We start from the raw sequence: 19,838 nt of genomic DNA, 5'->3' as shown, positions 1-19,838 counted from the left end.
CGCATTATCCAACGTAACGCATTCGCGCTATCTCCCCGGCGTTCGCGATTCGCTTCTCCAGGGCCGTTGCCGGCAGCGCCCGGCTGAACGCCATTTTTGCCCCGCACAGCAGGCAGGCAAACGGGTCTGTATTCAGTAATCCCTGACTCAGCGTTGTGTATGCCACTGGCGCTGCTTTTTTCACATTATCCTGCCCTAGGGCTTTTCTCACCAGAGGCAACAGTTTTCCCACTACGCGGTTAGCCAGAAAACCAAAGTAACGCACCATCCGGAAATGCTTCTCCGGTATATGCTTTATCAGCCTGTAGTGGTCAACTAAATTTGGCCACCCTACCTGACTGTTGATGGAACAGCCGTTCTGATTCATTTGGTGTTAACCCACCGTTATACCAGTGAGGTCTGACATCGCTATAATAATGGGTTATGTAGCGAATAATGGATGATTGAGCAGTACTAAAGCTTTGGTAGCCAGTCGTTGGCACCCATTCAGTATTCAGACTACGGAAGAATCGCTCCATCGGACTATTATCCCAACAATTTCCTCTGCGACTCATACTTTGGGTCATCTGATAACGCCACAATGCCTGCCTATACTGACGACTGGTGTAATGGCTTCCTTGGTCACTATGAAACATGACTTGTTTGGGATGCCCACGCAGTTCCCAAGCCATTTGTAGTGCTTTGGCTGTTAATTCTGAATCTGGCGAAAACGACATTGCCCAACCCACGGGTTTTCGGGCAAATAAATCTAATACCACCGCCAGATACGCCCATCGGTCGCCTGTCCAAATATAGGTTACATCGCCGCACCAAACCTGGTCAGGCTTGGTAACAGCGAACTGCCTATTGAGCAGATTTGGAATATCAATACGTTCATTTCCACCGCGGTTGTATTGATGTTTTCTTGTTTGGCAACTAACGAGGGTTAATTCTTTCATCAACTTACCCGCTAACCACCGCCCAAGTTTCACGTCGTGTGTATTGGTAACCATCGTGGCGATAGTCCTTGCGCCCGCAGACCCGCCACTAACGTTCCACGCTTCGCTGACCAGGCTACGTTTTATCGTCCGCTCAATATCTGGCTCCTTAGGTCGACACCAATAGCGATAACTGCTTCGGTGAACATTAAAAATACGACACAACGCTTTCACTGGATAAAGCGCTCTTAGCTTTTCAACTACCGAGAATTTTTCAGTGAGTCGGACATTAAGAGCGCAGTAGCCTTTTTTAAGATGGCATTCTCCATTTCCAGTCGGTGGATTTTTTTCTTCATTTCTCTGAACTCAATTTGTTCAGGTGTTAATGGCAGACCAGGCGATGTTTTCCCTTGACGTTCTAAACGAAGGGCTCTTACCCACCGGCTAATCGCTGAAAGACTGACGTTCATGGCTTTCGCGGCTTCCTGGTAGGTATAATTTTGGTCAAGGACTAATTTGGCGGTTTCACATTTAAATTCAGCAGTAATTATTTTACTCATTTTGGCACCTATAAAAATTATGAGGTAAGCATATCACCTCTACTTAGGTGGCCAAATTCAGTATGCCACTACAATCCCCCCATGTCAGGGTAGTTGTCGCCTCTGAGTGAAAAAATCTAGGGGGCTGGAGAAGCTGTTCATGGGAAGCTATTCGCCAGAACGTAAAGCGGGTGTGATCGCCAGAATGTTGCCGCCGCATAGTCAGTCTATAGCTAAACGACTTAATTTTGATTACATTATTTAAATGAGCTATTCAATTGATTTTAGACGTAAAGTGATATCTACACGGAAAAACGAAGGGTTGAGTATCCGAGAAACAGCGAAGCAATTTCGGATTGGCCCTGCCTCTGTATCGCGTTGGATTAATCAAATAGAGTCAAAAGCATCGACCACGCGTCAGCGAAAGATCGATAAATCCGAGTTGATAAAAGATGTTGAACAATATCCAGATGCTTACCAAAAAGAACGTGCAGAGCGTTTTGGCGTTTGTCAGAAGGCCATTTGGCAAGCGCTTAAAAAGCTGGGATTGACCTATAAAAAAAACTCTACGTCATCCGAAAGCCGACGAAAACGCCCGGCAGGGATTTCAACAAAAAAAACAACAGTATGAAAAAGAAGGTAAACCTATTGTTTTTATTTATGAAAGTGGTTTTTCACACGATGCCCCACGGACTCACGGCTATTCCCCAAAAGGTCAACGGTGTTTTGGCCTGAAGAACTGGGGAGCTAGGGGAAGAACAAATGTTATCGGCGCTTTATTAGGCACAACGCTGTTTGCTATCGGATTATTTGATATCAATATTAACAGCGATGTTTTCTATGCCTGGGTCACACAAGTCCTTATCCCAGTACTCCCTAAAAACAGTGTAATCATGATGGACAATGCCACTTTTCACAAAAAACATAATATTCAACAAGTCATCATCGATGCAGGGTATATGGTGGAGTATTTGCCTACATATTCGCCAGATCTTAACCCAATTGAGCATAAATGGGCACAAGCAAAAAGCAAAAAAAGAGAGATGGGTTGCGATACAGAGAGTTTGTTCTCAGTCCATATGGTGTAATCAAAATTAAGTCGCTTGGCTATATTTACCAGATATCCCGCCTGGAAGGCATTCCCGCCAATACGCTTTATGGCTGGCGGTCTCAGGCTGGAATTCCGACTCAGTCGGCAGCCAGTGAGAGTAAACTCCACCTGGAGTGGTCTCAGGATGCGCGCTTCGCCGTTATCGTTGAAACCGCGCCGCTTTCTGCTCATGCTGTGGCTGAATACTGTCGCCGTAAAGGCCTCTATCCTGAACAGATTCAGCAGTGGAAGGACGAGTTTATGCAGCCAGGTCAGCGTGCAGAAAGAGCCTTAATAAAGAAACAACAAAAAGAAATTCAGCAGCTTAATCGTGAAATAGCCCGCAAGGACAAAGCCCTCGCCGAAGCGGCGGCACTGCTCATCCTGGAAAAAAAGCTCAAGGCGTTCTTCGACGAAGAACGCGAGGTCGAATGACGCGCACAGCCGACAGGTTACGGCTGATGAAGATGCTGGAGGAGGCTGCCACTGCCGGCGTCCGGCAAAGCGATGCCTGCAGGTCTGTAGGTATTAGCGAGCGGACGTTCCAGCGCTGGCGGCTAAGTCCTGACGACCGGCGACCGACGGCATCACGGCCGATGCCGAAAAACAGGCTCAGTGCTGAAGAGGAACAGCAGGTGCTGGCCATCTGCCATGAGCCACGATTCGCCAGTCTGTCGCCGGCGCAAATCGTACCGGCACTAGCCGATGAGGGGCGTTACGTTGCCAGTGAATCGACGTTTTACCGGGTGTTGCGCCGTGCCGGAGAGGTCAGTCATCGCGGGCGTCAGCAGGCCCCGCAAAGTAAGCCGCTGTCGACATGGAAGGCGATCGCGCCGAACCAGGTGTGGTCGTGGGACATCACCTGGCTGAAGTCGCTGACGGCGGGTCACTGGTTCTACCTGTATCTCATAGAAGATGTGTTCAGTCGCAAAATAGTGGGTTATGAGGTGTACCCGGTCGAAAGCGGCGAGTATGCAGCAGAACTGCTGAAGCGAACGGTGCTGAGCGAGCGCTGCTGGCAGGAGCCGCTGGTACTGCATGCGGATAACGGTGCACCGATGAAGTCACAGGTGCTGCAGGTGAAGCTTGCGGAGCTGAAGATAACCCCGTCACACAGTCGGCCGCGGGTAAGCAACGACAACGCCCACGTGGAATCGCTGTTCAGGATGCTGAAATACGTGCCTGCATGGTCTGAAAAAGGCTTTGCAACGCTGGAAGATGCGCGAGCCTGGGTGGAAACCTTCGTCGGCTGGTACAACGAGGAACATCGCCATAGCGGTATCCGGTATGTCACGCCGGGCCAGCGGCACAGAGGCGAAGACAGCCAGTTGCTGGTAAAGCGAAAATCGGTGTATGAGGCAGCAAAAATGCAGAACCCGCATCGTTGGTCAGGGCCAACAAGAAACTGGGAGCGGCAGGACGAAGTGTGGCTAAATCCGGAACGGGAAAAACAGGCCGTATGAATCAACTGGGGCGACAACTACCTTGACACGCACCGCAATCGTTGTCAACGAAAAGGCGGAATTGCTGGTAAGGGAGGTTGCCCTGTCGGGCCACCGTTTTGAAAATCTGCTTAACCATTTTTGTATGAACGCGCTGATGCTCAGGGGAATGTGACACGGGATAACCTTCGGCTGGCGGGTTTCAGAATATCGCTATTCTGCCACACTTCGATTTGCAGCCGCCAGGCTGCTTCGTTCTATTAGTTATAGCTAAACGACTTAATTTTGATTACATTATTTAAATGAGCTATTCAATTGATTTTAGACGTAAAGTGATATCTACACGGAAAAACGAAGGGTTGAGTATCCGAGAAACAGCGAAGCAATTTCGGATTGGCCCTGCCTCTGTATCGCGTTGGATTAATCAAATAGAGTCAAAAGCATCGACCACGCGTCAGCGAAAGATCGATAAATCCGAGTTGATAAAAGATGTTGAACAATATCCAGATGCTTACCAAAAAGAACGTGCAGAGCGTTTTGGCGTTTGTCAGAAGGCCATTTGGCAAGCGCTTAAAAAGCTGGGATTGACCTATAAAAAAAACTCTACGTCATCCGAAAGCCGACGAAAACGCCCGGCAGGGATTTCAACAAAAAAAACAACAGTATGAAAAAGAAGGTAAACCTATTGTTTTTATTGATGAAAGTGGTTTTTCACACGATGCCCCACGGACTCACGGCTATTCCCCAAAAGGTCAACGGTGTTTTGGCCTGAAGAACTGGGGAGCTAGGGGAAGAACAAATGTTATCGGCGCTTTATTAGGCACAACGCTGTTTGCTATCGGATTATTTGATATCAATATTAACAGCGATGTTTTCTATGCCTGGGTCACACAAGTCCTTATCCCAGTACTCCCTAAAAACAGTGTAATCATGATGGACAATGCCACTTTTCACAAAAAACATAATATTCAACAAGTCATCATCGATGCAGGGTATATGGTGGAGTATTTGCCTACATATTCGCCAGATCTTAACCCAATTGAGCATAAATGGGCACAAGCAAAAAGCAAAAAAAGAGAGATGGGTTGCGATACAGAGAGTTTGTTCTCAGTCCATATGGTGTAATCAAAATTAAGTCGCTTGGCTATAAATGCTCCTGGTGATATAGCCAACCGACTTAAAAATGATTACATCCTATGCCCTGATATGCGGCAAAGAAGCATAGCTGGCTGTTATCAAAATAATGTCGCTTGGCTATATATGACGTCTTTTTTTGATGACAGGTTTCAGCGATCGGCGGCGTATTATGATGTTAATAAAGGGGCCTTTCCCTCTTTTACCTGATTGAAGTAAATTTAAGTTATTGTTTATCAGTTGGTTAAAATCCATATTGCGAATTGGCATGAATTGTGCATAATATGCCTCATTGCTCATTCACCTCGTTATGATTGCGCTGTTGATAATGTCGCTTTGCGCTCATAACACGCCGAATGACGCCACAAGAAAGGGTGTCTATCATCCACTACACCGATAACAGTCTGCTATGCAGCTTTATCAAACATCGGGCGACACGTTGAGTGAGGCACCGCCTATTCAGTTGCCCGGTTAGCAGAGATGTAACCGGGCAGCGACTGACTCTCTGCTCTTCACCTCTTGATTGATTTCATTACCCTGCTTGCCAAGGGAAAAACATTGCGCTTTTGTGCCACTTCGTTAGCATCATGACGGATGAATAAATAACGAGATGATTTCCTTGAAACGCTGGCGTCTGTTTCCGCGCTCTCTGCGCCAATTAGTTATTATGGCGTTCCTGCTGGTACTCCTGCCGCTGCTGGCCTATCAGGCGTATGACAGCCTGGACACGCTGAGCGAACAAGCGGCGGACATTAACAAATCCATGCTGGTAGACGCGCGCCGCAGTGAGGCCATGAGTGGCACCGCACTGGCGATGGAGCGTAGCTATCGCCAATACTGCGTGTTGGATGACAGCACGCTGGCTACCCTCTACCAAAGCCAACACAAGCAATATGCGCAGATGCTGGAAGCGCACAGAAATGTCCTGCACGACCCGCGTACTTACCAACAGCTAAGCCAACACCTTGCCTCGCTGGCGACTCTTGATTGTGCCAATAGCACGCCAACCAACGCGGCGCAGGAACAACTGACACAGTTTGCGCAGGTCAATGCGCAACTGTTGCAAATGACACGTGAAGTGGTGTTTTCTCGCGGTCAGCAATTGCAACAGGGCATCGCCGAGCGCGGCAAGTTTTTCGGTTGGCAGTCGCTGGTGCTGTTTATGGTCAGTTTGCTGTTAGTGGTGCTGTTTACCCGTATGATTATCGGACCGCTTAACGGCGTGGAGCGCATGATCAAACGCCTGGGAGAAGGGCGATCGCTCGGCAATACCAGCACCTTTAAGGGGCCAAGAGAGATTCGCACGCTGGCGCAGCGCATTATCTGGCTGAGTGAGCGACTCTCCTGGTTGGAATCGCAGCGGCACGAATTTCTGCGCCATATCTCCCATGAGCTGAAAACACCGTTGGCGAGCCTGCGTGAAGGCACCTCACTATTGGCCGACGAAGTTGTTGGGCCGTTGACGTCGGATCAAAAAGATGTGGTGGCGATTTTGGATAACAGCAGTCGCCACCTGCTGGAACTTATCGATCAGTTGCTGGATTACAACCGCAAGCTGGCGGATACCCCAACGGAGATGGAGCCTGTCGACATTGATGAAGTGGTGGATATCGTGATGTCTTCGCACAGCCTGCCGGCGCGCACCAAGGCGATCCACACCGAAACGCGGCTTGATGTTACCCAGTGCTGGGCCGAGACCACACTGCTGATGCGCGTTATTGATAATCTCTATTCCAATGCGGTGCACTATGGCAACGAATTCGGTAACATTTGGATTCGGAGTCGCCAGCACGGACACCGGGTTCAGATTGACGTTGCCAACGATGGCGCGCCGATCCCTGAAGCAGAACAAGGCATGATTTTTGAGCCCTTTTATCAGGGAAGCCACCAGCGCAAAGGCGCGGTGAAAGGCAGCGGTCTTGGGCTGAGCATAGCGCGCGATTGTATTCGTCGCATGCGGGGGGAACTGAGTCTGATTCCGGTGGATTATGCTGACGTCTGTTTTCGTATTGAATTGCCCTTAACCGCTGAGAATGAATAACAAATGAAAGCAAGGTGCTCTGACGGCAGGGTTCGCGGTTCGGTGTTGGCGCTCCTGGCGCTGCTCGCGGGCTGTGTTGACACCACCCATCACCGTATTGCGATACGTGATGTTGAAAATGTCACGCCGAGGGAACAAGTGAGCGACTACCGTCTGATGCCGTGCGATAGCCTGTGGCGCATTGACGATCGCGACGCGGCGAATAACGCCCTTTATTGGTTACGCGCGATGGATTATTCTGAACGATTAAACCCGCAACAGGCGCGTGAGGCAGCACAAACGCTGGGGAGCGCGACCTGGGATCAGGCATTCAAGCAGAGCATCTTACTCGATCAAGTCAAAATCACCCCGGCGGAACGGCGTCAGGCACTCGATCGGCTGAATGGGTTTCAAACTGACTTTCCCGCGGCACTGCGCCCGCTGTTGCAAACCTGGCAGGATAAACAGACGTTCTGGCTGGCGCTGACGGATGAACGCATGCGCACTCAGCGTTTGCAGGAGGCCAATGACAAACAGCTCGAAGCGATGCGGGTTCAACAGAGTAATTTGCAATATCAATTGGATGTAACGACGCGCAAGCTGGAAAACCTAACGGATATTGAGCGCCAGCTTTCCACGCGCAAGCCGATGAGCGGTGAACTTCCGGAGCCAGCGGCTTCGCATGAGTCTGGCGCGGCGGAGCGCCACGGTGCGCCTGCGGCGTCAAAATAGGAGCCTACACGCCCATGACAATTCGAAAAACGGCTGATTTGCTGCTGGTCGATGACGATCCCAGCTTGCTAAAACTGCTGGGTATGCGTTTGACCAGCGAAGGGTTTCATGTTGTGACGGCTGAAAGCGGTGCTGAAGCGCTGCGCGTGCTGGCTCGCGATAGTATTGATTTGGTCATCAGTGATTTGCGCATGGATGAAATGGATGGCTTGGCGCTATTTTCTGAAATACAGAAGCAGCAGCCAGGGCTGCCGGTGATCATTCTCACGGCTCACGGATCGATTCCCGACGCCGTGGCCGCGACGCAGCAAGGGGTATTTGGCTTTTTGACAAAACCGGTAGATCGCGACGCGCTCTATAAGGCGATCGATGATGCACTGGCGCTCAGCGCCCCTGCCGGAGAGTCCCACTGGCGAGAAACCATCGTGACGCGCAGCCCAGTGATGCTGCGTTTGCTGGAACAAGCTAAACTGGTGGCCCAATCTGACGTGAGCGTGCTGATTCACGGGCAGAGTGGAACCGGAAAAGAGGTGCTGGCGCGGGCAATCCACAGCGCCAGCCCACGTGCAAAAAACGCGTTTATCGCTATTAACTGCTGTGCACTGCCAGAACCGTTGCTGGAGTCTGAACTGTTTGGTCATGCCAAAGGTGCGTTTACCGGTGCGGTCAGCAGTCGCGAGGGGTTATTTCAGGCGGCGGAAGGGGGCACGCTGTTCCTTGACGAAATCGGCGATATGCCGCTATCGCTACAGGTCAAACTGCTGCGCGTATTGCAGGAACGTAAGGTGCGCCCATTGGGTAGCAACCGGGACATTGATATCAATGTGCGCATTCTCTCCGCTACGCACCGCGATTTGCCGGTTGCGATGGAAAAAGGCGAATTTCGTGAAGATCTCTACTACCGTTTAAATGTAGTGACCATGAAATTGCCTGCATTGCATGAACGGGCCGAGGATATTCCGCTGCTGGCCAATCATCTGCTGCGTGAAGCGGCCAATCGCCATAAGCCGTTCGTTCGTAGTTTTTCCAGCGATGCAATGAAACGCTTGATGACGGCGAGTTGGCCCGGTAATGTGCGTCAACTGGTCAATGTGATTGAGCGCTGTGTGGCGCTGACCAGCGCGCCAGTGATTAACGATGCGCTGGTAGAACAGGCGCTGGAAGGCGAGAATACGGCGTTGCCAACCTTTGTGGAGGCGCGTCACCAGTTTGAGCTGAACTATTTACGCAAGCTGCTGCAAATTGCCAAAGGCAACGTGACGCAGGCAGCCAGAATGGCGGGGCGTAACCGCACCGAATTCTATAAATTGCTTGGACGTCATGCGTTGGATGCCAACGATTTTAAAGAGTGACAACGCGTTTTACGTTGCTGCGCTTGGCGTTACCGTTTCACTGAATGTTTGTTACTGATGCCCGACGGCGGTCGAAGAGAAACAGGTTCACAAAGGTTATTTCATGAAAAAAATAGATGCGATTATCAAACCGTTCAAATTGGACGACGTGCGTGAAGCGTTAGCCGAAGTGGGTATCACCGGCATGACCGTCACGGAAGTAAAAGGCTTTGGGCGCCAGAAGGGCCATACCGAACTGTATCGTGGTGCAGAATACATGGTCGATTTCCTGCCCAAGGTAAAAATCGAGCTGGTGGTTGCCGATGACATCGTCGATACCTGTGTCGAAACCATCATTCAGACCGCTCAGACCGGTAAAATTGGTGACGGCAAGATTTTCGTGTTTGATGTGGCACGCGTGGTACGTATCCGTACTGGCGAAGAAGACGAAGCGGCTATCTGATGCTGTAGCCACGATCCCCGCTGAGCAGGGATCGTGCAACGTCCTGTCAAGGTGCGGTGGGTGTCCAGCCCGCCAGAACCTTTTCCTTACTGTATTCTGCGGCCTGCTCTGCGGTTAGCTGACGCCGTCCGTCATTTTTTTCTGCGCCTGCACCGGTTGAGTGGTATTCGAAGAAACGCGAATCCTGCGGCTGGAACCAGATTTTCTCGCCTTTGATATCCTTACCGGACATTTTGTCCCAGCCGTAGATCACATCGTCCATCTGGGTGTTGATAAACACCGTTTGTCCGATGGCGTTAGGATCGGCATAGCGGCCATCAGGGAAGGTAGTAGTCGGATGCCAGGGGCGACCGAGTGCATAGCTTTTCGCGGGGACAGTGCTGCCTTCTTTGAACACCCGGCTGTTAGTAATCACCAAACCGTACTTTTGGTTGATATCAGTGCTGGGAGCGGTCAGGTAACCATAGGATTCATCACCGGGGTTAACGCGCGGGCGGGCGACGATATCGCAATCATCAAACAGCGCTGTGCCGTTACCGAAAATAAAGTCCACGGTGCCACTGATACGGCATTTCTCAAAGAAACTGCGCCCCCCTTTGACCTTTGACATACAGCGTGTCTTGATAACCGACCAGGCTGACATCGTGAAAGTAGGCACGATCGCTCTTCTCTGCCACTATAGCCAAGCGACATTATTTTGATAACAGCCAGCTATGCTTCTTTGCCGCATATCAGGGCATAGGATGTAATCATTTTTAAGTCGGTTGGCTATAACAGTGCCACCGCCTGGGTGTCTTTTATCTTGGTTGGGTCATCACTCTTCTTGGCTTCATTGCCCAGATAGTCGAAATCGTTGCGGATGGTGAGCGTGCGGGCACTGAAATCAGGCGCATCGATCTTCACCGTATAGCTGCCGGAGGTGCCCCATTTGGAACCATCAGGCTTCAGGGCACCGGCGGCAGTATCCACGGCAATAATGGTGTGGTCTCGGTCTTCGCTTTTAAAATGCACGTTGGGACGGGTAATGACCAGACGCTCGTGGTAAGTGCCTTTTTTGATGTAAATAACAAACGGCGTGGTATCAGCGGGTGCGCTGGCGATAGCCTCACCAATGGTTTTAAAGGTGTTGGGGGCGGCAGGTGCCGTGGCAGAAACTACCGCGTTAACATCCGAGCTGGCGATGGCGTGCTGCCAGGGTGCGGCCATCAGAACGGCCAACGCAATCGCGCCTGAGAGAGGTTTAAACATACCGATCATTCCTTAACTGTAGTGTCCGAGAGGTAAACCCCATCCGTTCGCACGATGGGAAAGCGCCCCTGAGCAAACGCTCAGGGGAGTAAGTCTTAGGGTTTTTTCTTGATCAGATGATCGGCCAGCGGGCGCAGCGCATCGTCGGTGCGAATGTTGTCTGCGACGATCTCGGCCACCGCAATCGCGCCTTTTTGTTGGAAATGGGTGGTATCCGGTTTGCTGGTGCTGCCTGCCTGATCTTTATAGTACGGGTAACGCTTAGGATCGATCACCAGCCAGTACTGCTTCCAGTGATGCCCGTTACCACTGTTAGCCAGTGCAATGGTATCGGGTTCGACATCCAGCAACGGGACATTGTTGGCTTTCGCGGTATCTTTTATGGTTTGGCTGTAGTCACCGATAAAGGCAAAACCGTTTTCAGCATTTTGCCGGGTAAAGTGACTGTGAACGGCCGGGGTGCCATCTTTGCCTTGCGCATCTTTCACACGGGTTGTCGGCGTTAACAGCACTGGGATCATCTGATGCTGGCGGGCATAGGTGATATAGCGTTCCAGCGCGTTCTGGAATGACATGTCAGGTTTACCCTGCGGGAATTGGCGCTTGCCTGCCTCATCGTTGGCGTAGGTACACAGGTTGCCGACATCCGCCGCACCGCGTACCGCTCTGGCGCCGTTACAGTTCTGATCGTTATGGCCCATCTGAATGAAAATGTAGTCGCCGGGCTGCATCAGCGGCTGCATCTGACGGAACCAACCTTCGTAGAAGAAATCGCGCGAGCTGCGTCCGGCGCGGGCACCATTGATCACTTTGACGCTGCCGTCATGGCGGAATTGCTGTTCAAACACCTGTGCCCAGCCCATGCGTGGGAAACGCAGTTTCTCGTAGTTGGCGGCGGTGGAGTCGCCAACGATAAAGATGCGCGTTTTGGCCTTTTTGATCTCATCCAACTGACGACGGGCATAGCCGTAATCCAGCCCTTCGTAGCTGCCATCGGCGCTAAGCCCGACGATAGGCCGGAACACGCTGTCCGTCAGTACGGTGTGGCCCGCTTGCCCGCTGTCGTTATGGTAGTTGCGGTTGTGATTAATCACCTCAACCAGTTGGCGAACGACTTTTTGCTGCGTTGCCGGGTAGTGCAGGGGATCAAATTGTGCAGGTTTAGTGATGCCCGCCTGTTTTAACGCGGCACCGAAACTGGCATGAAACACTGCATTAGCCTGTTTCCAGGTTGCCGCCGAGAGCGCTGGTGTACCGGCGTCATCGGAGAGTTGCTGTGGGCCGATATAGCCTGCGGCAGCGGCCATGTCGGAGGCTATGCGATCGGTAAACGGGTTGATGTTGGCGGTGTTTCCTTTACCCGATTGGGCGGTTGGCAGTAAGGCGCTCAGGCAGATGGCGCGCGCCTGATTGTTCAGCAAACAGTTATTGCCACCGGACTCGACTGCAGACAGGCGCAGCGGTGCCGTTAATTCAGACACGTCTAACTGGTAGTGGCCCTGCTCATCCGTTTGCGTTTGGCGACGGTGACCTTGTTGGTCACGCACAATAATGGTGGCGGGCAGGCGCACATCGCGGTGTGCAACGATACCTTCGAGCGTGGTGTGTTCTCCCAACACCGTGGCAGGCAGCGTTTCGCTAGCCGGTGCTGCATGCTTTTGTGCATTGGCATAGCCCACGGAAGCGCTAATCAGCAGCGCGAGCGTAATGCGGTGAGAAAATCGTATAGACATGGTCAGATACATCCCTTGTAGCAAAAAGTAGTAAAAAAGACGACGTCGTTTTGGTGGTGTGCAACAGGCTTGCCGCAGTGCTAATGATTCTTACACAAATTCCTTGTGAGTTCGGCCAAAAAAGTGGGATGCAGACCGGCCGCGGAGCAAATCAAGAAGCTAAAACGGCGTTTTTTTAAATGAAGCGTTATTTTAATTATGGCGTGGCGGATTTTTGTGATCGATACCGTTTTTTATCATCAGCGTATTGGGTGGGAGCATAAATTTGTGATCGTGGATAAGATTACCGCACGGGCAAAAGCACGCGCGGTAGGGGCTTGCGAGTCGGTGCATCACACGACTTTATGTGGGCCAAAGCATCCGTAATGTAACTGTGAGGGCGCAATGCCCAATGCGAGGAGTTGATGAGCGACGAATTGCATAAAGGCCACCGGGCCACACAGATAAAAATGCATGCTGGCAGCGGTCAGGCGGTACGCCAACTTGTTCAGCGCCATTACGCCTTGATAATGAAAATCTTCACCGGGGCGATCGTCTTTACCGGGTTGGCGATACCAGACGTAACGCGTCAAGGTGGGCCATTGCTGGTTAATCTGCGCCAGCTCATCACCAAAGGCATGCACATCGCCGTTGTCAGCAGCGTGTAACCACAGGATATCCGCCTCATGTGCCTGATTCTTTAACTGATGCAACATGCTGAGTAACGGTGTTTGCCCTACACCCGCAGAGATAAGTGTGACTGGCGTGGTAGGTGAGGCCGATAAAAAGAAATCCCCGTTGGGGGCTGCCAGTGAAATGATATCGCCTTCCTGTGCTATGTCATGGAGATAGCTGGAAACCGTTCCCTGAGCCTCGCGTTTCACCGCAATGCGGTAAGTGCGGCCATTGGGGGCGTGCGTCAGGGAATATTGGCGAATCTCCTGATGAGTGAGACTGTCGTGGCGGATGTAGACTGCCAAATACTGGCCGGGTTTAAAATCCACCACCGGTTTGCCATCGACAGGTTCCAGCGTGAAACTGGCGATCAGCGCACTCTGCGCCTGCTTGTTCACGATGCGAAAAGGGCGAGTGCCTTCCCAGCCGCCGTGCTGGCTGGCCGCATCCTGATAAATGGCGCGTTCACGCTGAATAAAAACCTCAGCCAATACGCCATATGGCTTGCCCCAGGCATCCAATATCTCCTCGCCGGGGATAAACAATTCGTCCAACGTGGCCAGCAGATGCTTACCAACGATGTCATATTGCGCGGGCTGGATCGAGAAGCTGGCATGTTTCTGTGCGATACGTTCCACCGCAGGCAGTAGCGCAGAGAGGTTGTCGATATTATAGCCAACCGACTTAAAAATGATTACATCCTATGCCCTGATATGCGGCAAAGAAGCATAGCTGGCTGTTATCAAAATAATGTCGCTTGGCTATAGCGGCATAAGCGCAGATAGCGTTGAATAAGGCTTCTCGCTGATCGCCATTGCGTTGATTACTCATGTTGAAGATGTCTTTCAGTTCAGGATTGTGGCTGAACATGCGCTGATAAAAATGGGCGGTCAGTGCCGGGCAGGTTTTTGTCAGCAAGGGCAGGGTTGATTTTACGGTAGCGATGGTTTTTGCGTCTAGCATGGTGACTCCAGATGGTTTTATAAGATGCATTTTTAATGCATCTTATTCGAGCGTTGTCGCGTTGTAAATCCCTGCTTTGTGTTGGTGTTTATTGTGTCGATGGGAATACAAAATGAAGAAAATGCAGGATGCAGATGAAGAAAACTCCCTTGCCAGTGCACAAAGTCATTAGGCCGCTAAGCCTTGTGCTGCTTGGAGCTAATCGTTTGCGTAAAAACCTCTGTCAAGCCCTATCATGCAAGGGGATAAACGGTTTACACTATAGCCCAATACCCGTTGCGGGCATTTTTATTGTACATATAGTTAGCTGAGTCAGGAGATGCGGATGTTAAAGCGTGAAATGAACATTGCAGATTACGATGCCGAACTGTGGCACGCGATGCAGCAAGAAGTGGTGCGTCAGGAAGAGCATATTGAACTGATAGCGTCAGAAAACTACACCAGCCCACGTGTTATGCAGGCTCAAGGGTCTCAGTTAACCAACAAATATGCCGAAGGATATCCCGGCAAACGTTACTACGGCGGCTGCGAATACGTTGACATCGTAGAGCAACTGGCGATTGACCGCGCTAAAGCGCTGTTCGGTGCTGACTATGCTAACGTGCAACCGCACTCCGGTTCTCAGGCCAACTTTGCCGTGTATACCGCACTGCTGCAACCGGGTGATAACATCCTGGGAATGAACCTGGCTCACGGCGGCCACCTGACCCACGGCTCTCCGGTTAACCTGTCTGGCAAACTGTATAAAGTGATTCCTTACGGCATCGATGAAAGCGGTAAAATCGATTACGAAGAAATGGCTGAACTGGCACAAACCCACAAACCGAAAATGATCGTAGGCGGTTTCTCTGCATACTCAGGCGTGGTTGACTGGGCGAAAATGCGTGAAATTGCTGACAGCATTGGTGCTTATCTGTTTGTGGATATGGCGCACGTTGCGGGTCTGGTCGCGGCTGATGTTTATCCTAACCCGGTTCCCCATGCGCATATCGTCACCACCACTACCCATAAAACGCTGGCGGGTCCGCGCGGCGGCCTGATTCTGGCCAAGGGCGGTGATGAAGGTCTGTACAAAAAACTGAACTCTGCAGTCTTCCCTGGCGGTCAAGGTGGCCCGTTGATGCACGTTATCGCCGGTAAAGCGGTCGCACTGAAAGAAGCGATGGAACCTGAGTTCAAAGTTTACCAGCAGCAAGTCGCGAAGAATGCCAAGGCCATGGTTGAGGTGTTCCTGACGCGCGGTTTCAACGTGGTTTCCGGTGGCACCAGTAACCACCTGTTACTGCTCGATCTGGTAAGCAAAGACCTGACCGGTAAAGAAGCCGATGCAGCTCTGGGTCGCGCTAACATTACCGTTAACAAAAACAGTGTGCCGAACGATCCGAAGAGCCCGTTTGTTACCTCCGGTATCCGTATCGGTACGCCAGCGGCAACCCGTCGTGGCTTCAAGGAAGCAGAAGTGCGTGAGTTGGCAGGCTGGATCTGTGATGTATTGGATAACATCAATGACGAAGCGACCATTGAACGCGTGAAACAAAAAGTCCTCGCTATTTGCGAGCGTTTCCCGGTTTATGCCTGATCGCCAGTAACCTGTAAGTTAACGCCAGCCTTCGGGCTGGCGTTTTTTTTACCGCTTTTCCTCACTATCTTCGCGTAACTCTCTGATATACAAGCCTGTATGCGCTTAGCGCAAGAATCAGAATATGAAAGTTTTCTCCCACGCCCCGTCTACCCTTTGAGACAGTTCTTATCGCAAACGCCCCATTCCCACTCTAAATGCAACAAAGTGACCCACTGGCCAGACCCGGATAAAATCACCGTTCTGGCCCTACTGGAGATCCCGTTGCATGCAGGGAAAACATCTGACTCACAAAGAGCGGTTCTACATCGAAAAACGGCGTGGTGATGGGGTTAACCAGGCCACCATCGCCCGGGAACTGGAGCTTCCTCGTTCTACCATCAGCAGGGAGCTCAGACGCAATACCGACGCCGCTTTCAACGGGGTCTATTCCTGCAGAAGGGCCGAAACGTTGGCCAGAGGGCGGCGGCAGAAAACAGGGCCGGACAGCGTGATTAACCAGCTTGAACCGCACATTCAGGACTTTATCAGAACGGCGCTGTCTACCCACACCTCACCTGAGGTCATCAGTGGGCGCCTGGTCCTGGAATTTGGCCTGTCCGTCAGCAAGAACTCGCTCTATCGCTATATCCAGCAGGAGCGCCGGGCCGGCGGTGAGCTGTATCAGCAGCTCCCTCATCGGGGTAAACGGTATAACTATCAGACCGATGAGAACAAACGCGGTCCTATTCCCAACCGTGTTGGCATTGAGCAGCGGCCGGCCGTTGCTGACCTCAAGCAGGAACCCGGGCATTTCGAGATTGACACCATCTTTGGCAAAGATCAGAAATCATTCCTGCTGACGGTGGTCGATAAAGCCGTCAAGCTGGTCATCATTCGCAAACTGCCCAACAAGCGAGCAGAGACAGTGGTAGCGGCCTTCAGGGACATCGTTGCCAATACCTTCTGCGAGTTTAAAACCCTGACTGCTGACAACGGTTCTGAATTTTCCCAGCACGGGGAAATTACAAAAGTCACGGGGGCACCGGTCTACTTTGCCCGGCCATATCATTCCTGGGAACGCGGGTTGAATGAGCATACCAACGGGCTGATACGGCGTTTTTACCCGAAGGGAACGGACTTCAATTATGTCACCCATCGCAAGGTTGCAGCACTCGAACACCTGCTCAATACGCGAGGCAGAAAATCGCTGGGTTATCGTTCTCCAAATGAGGTATTTTTAACGCACTTACAGGCGGCATAATGCCCTACCGTTTTGTTGCGTTTCGACTGGGAATGGGGCAAACATGTTGTTTTCAGGAAGGTTTCTTCTAATTAATAACGGTAAATCATTTTTATTCATCGTTATTAATTAAAAGGCTATCGATATCAGATGATTTATTAAATATCAATTAGTTATATTATTTTGGGGGAAGTACCGGATGAGGTCTTCGTCATTCAAAGTCAAACCGTTGGTGGTGGCAGTAAGTGCCGTACTAGGTGTCCTTTTTACTTACCCATCATCCGCTGCATAGATCGATGTTTCCACGAATATCAGCGGCCTGAGCATCACAACTGCGCAGGATTATCTGAGCATAACCAATACCGGTACGATCACCGGAACCGATTTCGGCGTCACCAACTCCTCGACCATTGGCTCAATCAGCAATGCCGGTATCATTACGGGCAATGATGGGCTGTATAACACCGGTTCGATCGGTTCGATAACCAACTCCGGTTTAATTTCTGCCAGCGACAATAAGCGTGTTGCTTAATAGTGAAATAAGGGTGTTTCGGTGATTGAAGTAAATTTTACGCTGTTCTGAGATGGAAATTCCAAAGACCGGCGCTAAGGAGTAAGAAGGTATCATCAATAAAGGGTCTACGATTCCGTAAAATTTGGGTCATGCAACCGAGGCGCTTGATACCCGCGATGGCGTGTTCAACTGTAATACGGATGCCCGAGATTATTTTATTTTCTTGTTTTTGTTCAGGCGATAAAGGTCTTTTTCGAGTTCCTTTTTTTGGGATTTGTGTATTAGGATGCTGTTTATCTATACCTTGAAAACCGGTATCTGCCCAGATGGTTACCTCAGGAGGAATATGGCGAATTATATCGACTTTATCGAGTAAGCGTTTATCGTGACGGCGCCCATTTTTGCTCATGGGGATAAATCCAATTTGCCTTGTTTCGTCAGTCATAATAAGCCCTTTTCGAGTGGTCTGTCTTTTCTTTCCCGAATACATTTTTTTTCGCCGACGCAGATTCTTAGGCTTTTGGACAGGTCGCTCTGTCCCATCAATAAAGACGTCTTTAACTCCAGGAAAGGCGCGAAAAAATTCCTCAGCAGAGCGAATTTGACGAGCGGGCAAAACACATTCTCGCCCCAAGGTCATCTCTAAAACCGGCAATAATATTTTTACCCAGCGACATACCCGTGTTCTATCTAAACCAAAAAGAAGTCCTTGCAAATCATAGGTCGGATAACATTTTAAATACAATAAAATAAAAAGCAGTTTATCTAATGGGGTTGGGATAAATCCTTTCTGCCCTGCACCCATCTGCCGCTCGTGATCTTTTCGATTCTTTTTCCGATAAATCAAATAACAAGCTGAAAATTCAGCGGCTAAATTTTTCAATTCTTCGACTGATAATCCAATGATTGCTTTACATAAACGATTATCTCGTAACAACCGCTCTTTGTTGATCATTTCAAACCTTTATTCTCTAAGTTAAACCTCTTTTTATTCTCAATAGCCTGACAAAAAATGCAAGTCTCTATTCAGCAACTAGTTTATAGTGCTGCGCCAGTTACAGGAAGAAGGAGAGACGATGTTTTTGCAATCCACCTACTGGCTGGCGCTCAGTTATTTTACCTACTTTTTTTGCTACGGCATTTTCCTGCCGTTCTGGAGCGGCTGGCTAAAAGAGGAAGGTCTTAGCGCGGAAGAGATCGGTTTGCTGCTCGGTGCCGGGCTAGTCGCACGTTGTATCGGAAGTCTCTTCATTACGCCTTGTGTAAAAAATCCCGCTCACCTGATTAATGCGATACGTCTTTTGGCGTTGCTGTCGCTGCTCCTCGCGCTGGGTTTCTGGATGGGCAATGCCTGGGTGTGGCTGCTGCTGGTGATTGTGGGCTTTAATTTGTTCTTTTCACCGCTGGTGCCGCTCAACGATGGGCTGGCCGCCACCTGGCAACGCCAGATCGCTATGGACTATGGCAAAGTGCGCGTCTGGGGATCGATAGCCTTTGTGATTGGCTCTGCCGTCACCGGTGAATTGGTGGCTGCTTGGGGGCACACGGCAATCCTGGCAACGCTGACCGTCGGGTTGGTGTGTATGCTGTTGGGCATGCAGCTGCAACCTTCTGTTATGCCACTGGCCAGCGCAGGCGGCGAGCATGCCGCACCGGTCACTCACTGGCCGACATTACTGCGTGAAACGGGCGTGTGGCGCTTTTTGCTCTGCGTGGCGTTGTTGCAAGGGGCGCACGCAGCCTATTATGGGTTTAGCGTTATCTACTGGCAGGATGCGGGGTTTTCGCCAGCGGTGATTGGCTATTTGTGGTCGCTGGGGGTGGTGGCCGAGGTCGTGGTATTTATGTTCAGCAAACGCTGGTTTGCGCGTTTTAGCGCCCGCGACTTGTTGCTGCTGTCAGCGGTGGCAGGCATTGTGCGCTGGGGGCTGATGGGGGCCACCGTAGCATTGCCCTGGTTGATTGTGATACAGATATTGCACTGCGGTACCTTTACCCTGTGCCATCTGGCCGCGATGCGCTTTATTTCTGCGCGTAGCGGTGGCGACGTTCTGCGCTTGCAGGCCGTCTACTCGGCACTGGCGATGGGCGGCAGCATTGCGGTGATGACGGTGGTATCGGGCTTTTTGTTTGAGCATCTGCAACACGCCACCTTTTGGGTAATGGCGGCGCTGGTGGTTCCCGCGCTGTTTTTGCGACCTGCCACGCCTGTTCAACACACATAAACCGGGCATCACGTTCATTTCGGAATAGGATG

At 51.0% G+C, this 19,838-nt stretch carries 18 protein-coding genes and 2 pseudogenes; 13 read left to right on the top strand and 7 right to left on the bottom strand.

Annotated features, from left to right (window positions below; all coding sequences use genetic code 11):
* Positions 1-4 precede the first annotated feature (4 nt).
* Together ACQGXV_RS02430 and ACQGXV_RS02425 are read right to left on the bottom strand one after the other, a co-directional pair.
* Positions 5-268: a hypothetical protein gene (locus tag ACQGXV_RS02430; protein WP_440867850.1), complete on the bottom strand. Its 264-nt coding sequence runs from the start codon at positions 266-268 to the stop codon at positions 5-7.
* A gap of 43 nt (positions 269-311) precedes the next feature.
* Positions 312-1,477, bottom strand: a protein-coding gene (locus ACQGXV_RS02425) for an IS3 family transposase (protein WP_440864779.1) whose coding sequence is annotated in 2 segments (ribosomal slippage) — positions 312-1,234 and positions 1,234-1,477 — 1,167 coding nt in all. Because the reading frame shifts where the segments join, the coding sequence is not laid out codon by codon here.
* 244 nt (positions 1,478-1,721) lie between these two features.
* Between ACQGXV_RS02425 and ACQGXV_RS02420 the strand changes: the two genes are divergently transcribed.
* The 10 genes from ACQGXV_RS02420 (at position 1,722) to glnB (ending at position 9,668) form a co-directional block, all read left to right on the top strand.
* Complete coding sequence (locus ACQGXV_RS02420; protein WP_440862584.1) at positions 1,722-2,087, top strand: IS630 transposase-related protein; 366 nt, start codon at positions 1,722-1,724, stop codon at positions 2,085-2,087.
* Positions 2,011-2,544: an IS630 family transposase gene (locus tag ACQGXV_RS02415; RefSeq protein ID WP_440867174.1), complete on the top strand. Its 534-nt coding sequence runs from the start codon at positions 2,011-2,013 to the stop codon at positions 2,542-2,544. The genes ACQGXV_RS02420 and ACQGXV_RS02415 overlap by 77 nt, the downstream gene beginning before the upstream one ends.
* Positions 2,544-4,009, top strand: a protein-coding gene (locus ACQGXV_RS02410; RefSeq protein ID WP_440867173.1) for an IS3 family transposase whose coding sequence is annotated in 2 segments (ribosomal slippage) — positions 2,544-2,934 and positions 2,934-4,009 — 1,467 coding nt in all. Because the reading frame shifts where the segments join, the coding sequence is not laid out codon by codon here. Before ACQGXV_RS02415 ends, ACQGXV_RS02410 begins: the two co-directional genes overlap by 1 nt.
* A 281-nt stretch (positions 4,010-4,290) precedes the next feature.
* The gene (locus ACQGXV_RS02405; protein WP_440862584.1) at positions 4,291-4,656 is read left to right on the top strand and encodes an IS630 transposase-related protein; all 366 of its coding nucleotides are present in this window, start codon (positions 4,291-4,293) and stop codon (positions 4,654-4,656) included.
* Complete coding sequence (locus ACQGXV_RS02400) at positions 4,580-5,113, top strand: IS630 family transposase (RefSeq protein WP_440862665.1); 534 nt, start codon at positions 4,580-4,582, stop codon at positions 5,111-5,113. The genes ACQGXV_RS02405 and ACQGXV_RS02400 overlap by 77 nt, the downstream gene beginning before the upstream one ends.
* 15 nt (positions 5,114-5,128) lie before the next feature.
* Positions 5,129-5,332, top strand: coding sequence for a hypothetical protein (locus ACQGXV_RS02395; protein ID WP_440864778.1), 204 nt, complete (start codon positions 5,129-5,131; stop codon positions 5,330-5,332).
* Between the two features lie 400 nt (positions 5,333-5,732).
* The gene (locus ACQGXV_RS02390) at positions 5,733-7,163 is read left to right on the top strand and encodes a sensor histidine kinase (RefSeq protein ID WP_440864777.1); all 1,431 of its coding nucleotides are present in this window, start codon (positions 5,733-5,735) and stop codon (positions 7,161-7,163) included.
* Between the two features lie 42 nt (positions 7,164-7,205).
* On the top strand, positions 7,206-7,874 hold the full coding sequence (gene qseG / locus ACQGXV_RS02385; RefSeq protein WP_440864776.1) for a two-component system QseEF-associated lipoprotein QseG: 669 nt from the start codon (positions 7,206-7,208) through the stop codon (positions 7,872-7,874).
* A 14-nt stretch (positions 7,875-7,888) separates the two neighbouring features.
* Complete coding sequence (gene glrR, locus ACQGXV_RS02380) at positions 7,889-9,226, top strand: two-component system response regulator GlrR (protein WP_440864775.1); 1,338 nt, start codon at positions 7,889-7,891, stop codon at positions 9,224-9,226.
* Positions 9,227-9,329: 103 nt separating this feature from the next.
* A complete protein-coding gene (gene glnB, locus ACQGXV_RS02375) occupies positions 9,330-9,668 on the top strand; it encodes a nitrogen regulatory protein P-II (RefSeq protein WP_195315181.1) in 339 nt (112 codons plus the stop codon).
* A gap of 46 nt (positions 9,669-9,714) precedes the next feature.
* Here glnB and ACQGXV_RS02370 read toward each other — a convergent pair.
* From ACQGXV_RS02370 to hmpA, 3 genes and pseudogenes are all read right to left on the bottom strand, one after another.
* Positions 9,715-10,874, bottom strand: a pseudogene (locus tag ACQGXV_RS02370) (pectinesterase family protein).
* Between the two features lie 137 nt (positions 10,875-11,011).
* The gene (gene paeY, locus ACQGXV_RS02365; protein ID WP_440867172.1) at positions 11,012-12,649 is read right to left on the bottom strand and encodes a pectin acetylesterase PaeY; all 1,638 of its coding nucleotides are present in this window, start codon (positions 12,647-12,649) and stop codon (positions 11,012-11,014) included.
* Between the two features lie 332 nt (positions 12,650-12,981).
* Positions 12,982-14,266 (bottom strand): annotated as a pseudogene (gene hmpA / locus ACQGXV_RS02360) (NO-inducible flavohemoprotein).
* A gap of 325 nt (positions 14,267-14,591) precedes the next feature.
* On the opposite strand from hmpA, the gene glyA reads away from it, so the two are divergent.
* Positions 14,592-15,845, top strand: coding sequence for a serine hydroxymethyltransferase (glyA, locus tag ACQGXV_RS02355; RefSeq protein WP_440864774.1), 1,254 nt, complete (start codon positions 14,592-14,594; stop codon positions 15,843-15,845).
* Positions 15,846-16,113: 268 nt separating this feature from the next.
* Positions 16,114-17,088 carry an IS30 family transposase gene (locus ACQGXV_RS02350; protein ID WP_440864745.1) on the top strand — a complete coding sequence of 325 codons (975 nt, stop codon included), beginning with the start codon at positions 16,114-16,116 and terminating at the stop codon, positions 17,086-17,088.
* A gap of 321 nt (positions 17,089-17,409) precedes the next feature.
* Here the strand turns inward: ACQGXV_RS02350 and ACQGXV_RS02345 are convergent, their stop codons facing one another.
* A complete protein-coding gene (locus tag ACQGXV_RS02345) occupies positions 17,410-17,583 on the bottom strand; it encodes a hypothetical protein (RefSeq protein WP_440864773.1) in 174 nt (57 codons plus the stop codon).
* 53 nt (positions 17,584-17,636) lie between these two features.
* Complete coding sequence (locus ACQGXV_RS02340; RefSeq protein WP_440862939.1) at positions 17,637-18,536, bottom strand: transposase family protein; 900 nt, start codon at positions 18,534-18,536, stop codon at positions 17,637-17,639.
* Between the two features lie 121 nt (positions 18,537-18,657).
* Here ACQGXV_RS02340 and ACQGXV_RS02335 point away from each other — a divergent pair, with 121 nt between their 5' ends.
* Positions 18,658-19,806 (top strand): 3-phenylpropionate MFS transporter, encoded by a 1,149-nt coding sequence (locus ACQGXV_RS02335; RefSeq protein WP_440867171.1) that lies wholly within the window; start codon positions 18,658-18,660, stop codon positions 19,804-19,806.
* The last annotated feature ends 32 nt before the right edge of the window (positions 19,807-19,838 follow it).

The sequence above is a fragment of the Symbiopectobacterium purcellii genome (assembly GCF_052050035.1).
GTDB classification, from domain to species: Bacteria; Pseudomonadota; Gammaproteobacteria; order Enterobacterales; family Enterobacteriaceae; genus Symbiopectobacterium; species Symbiopectobacterium purcellii_A.
The sequence above is the reverse complement of the archived record's forward strand: the minus strand, read 5'-3'. Positions and strand labels throughout refer to the sequence as shown.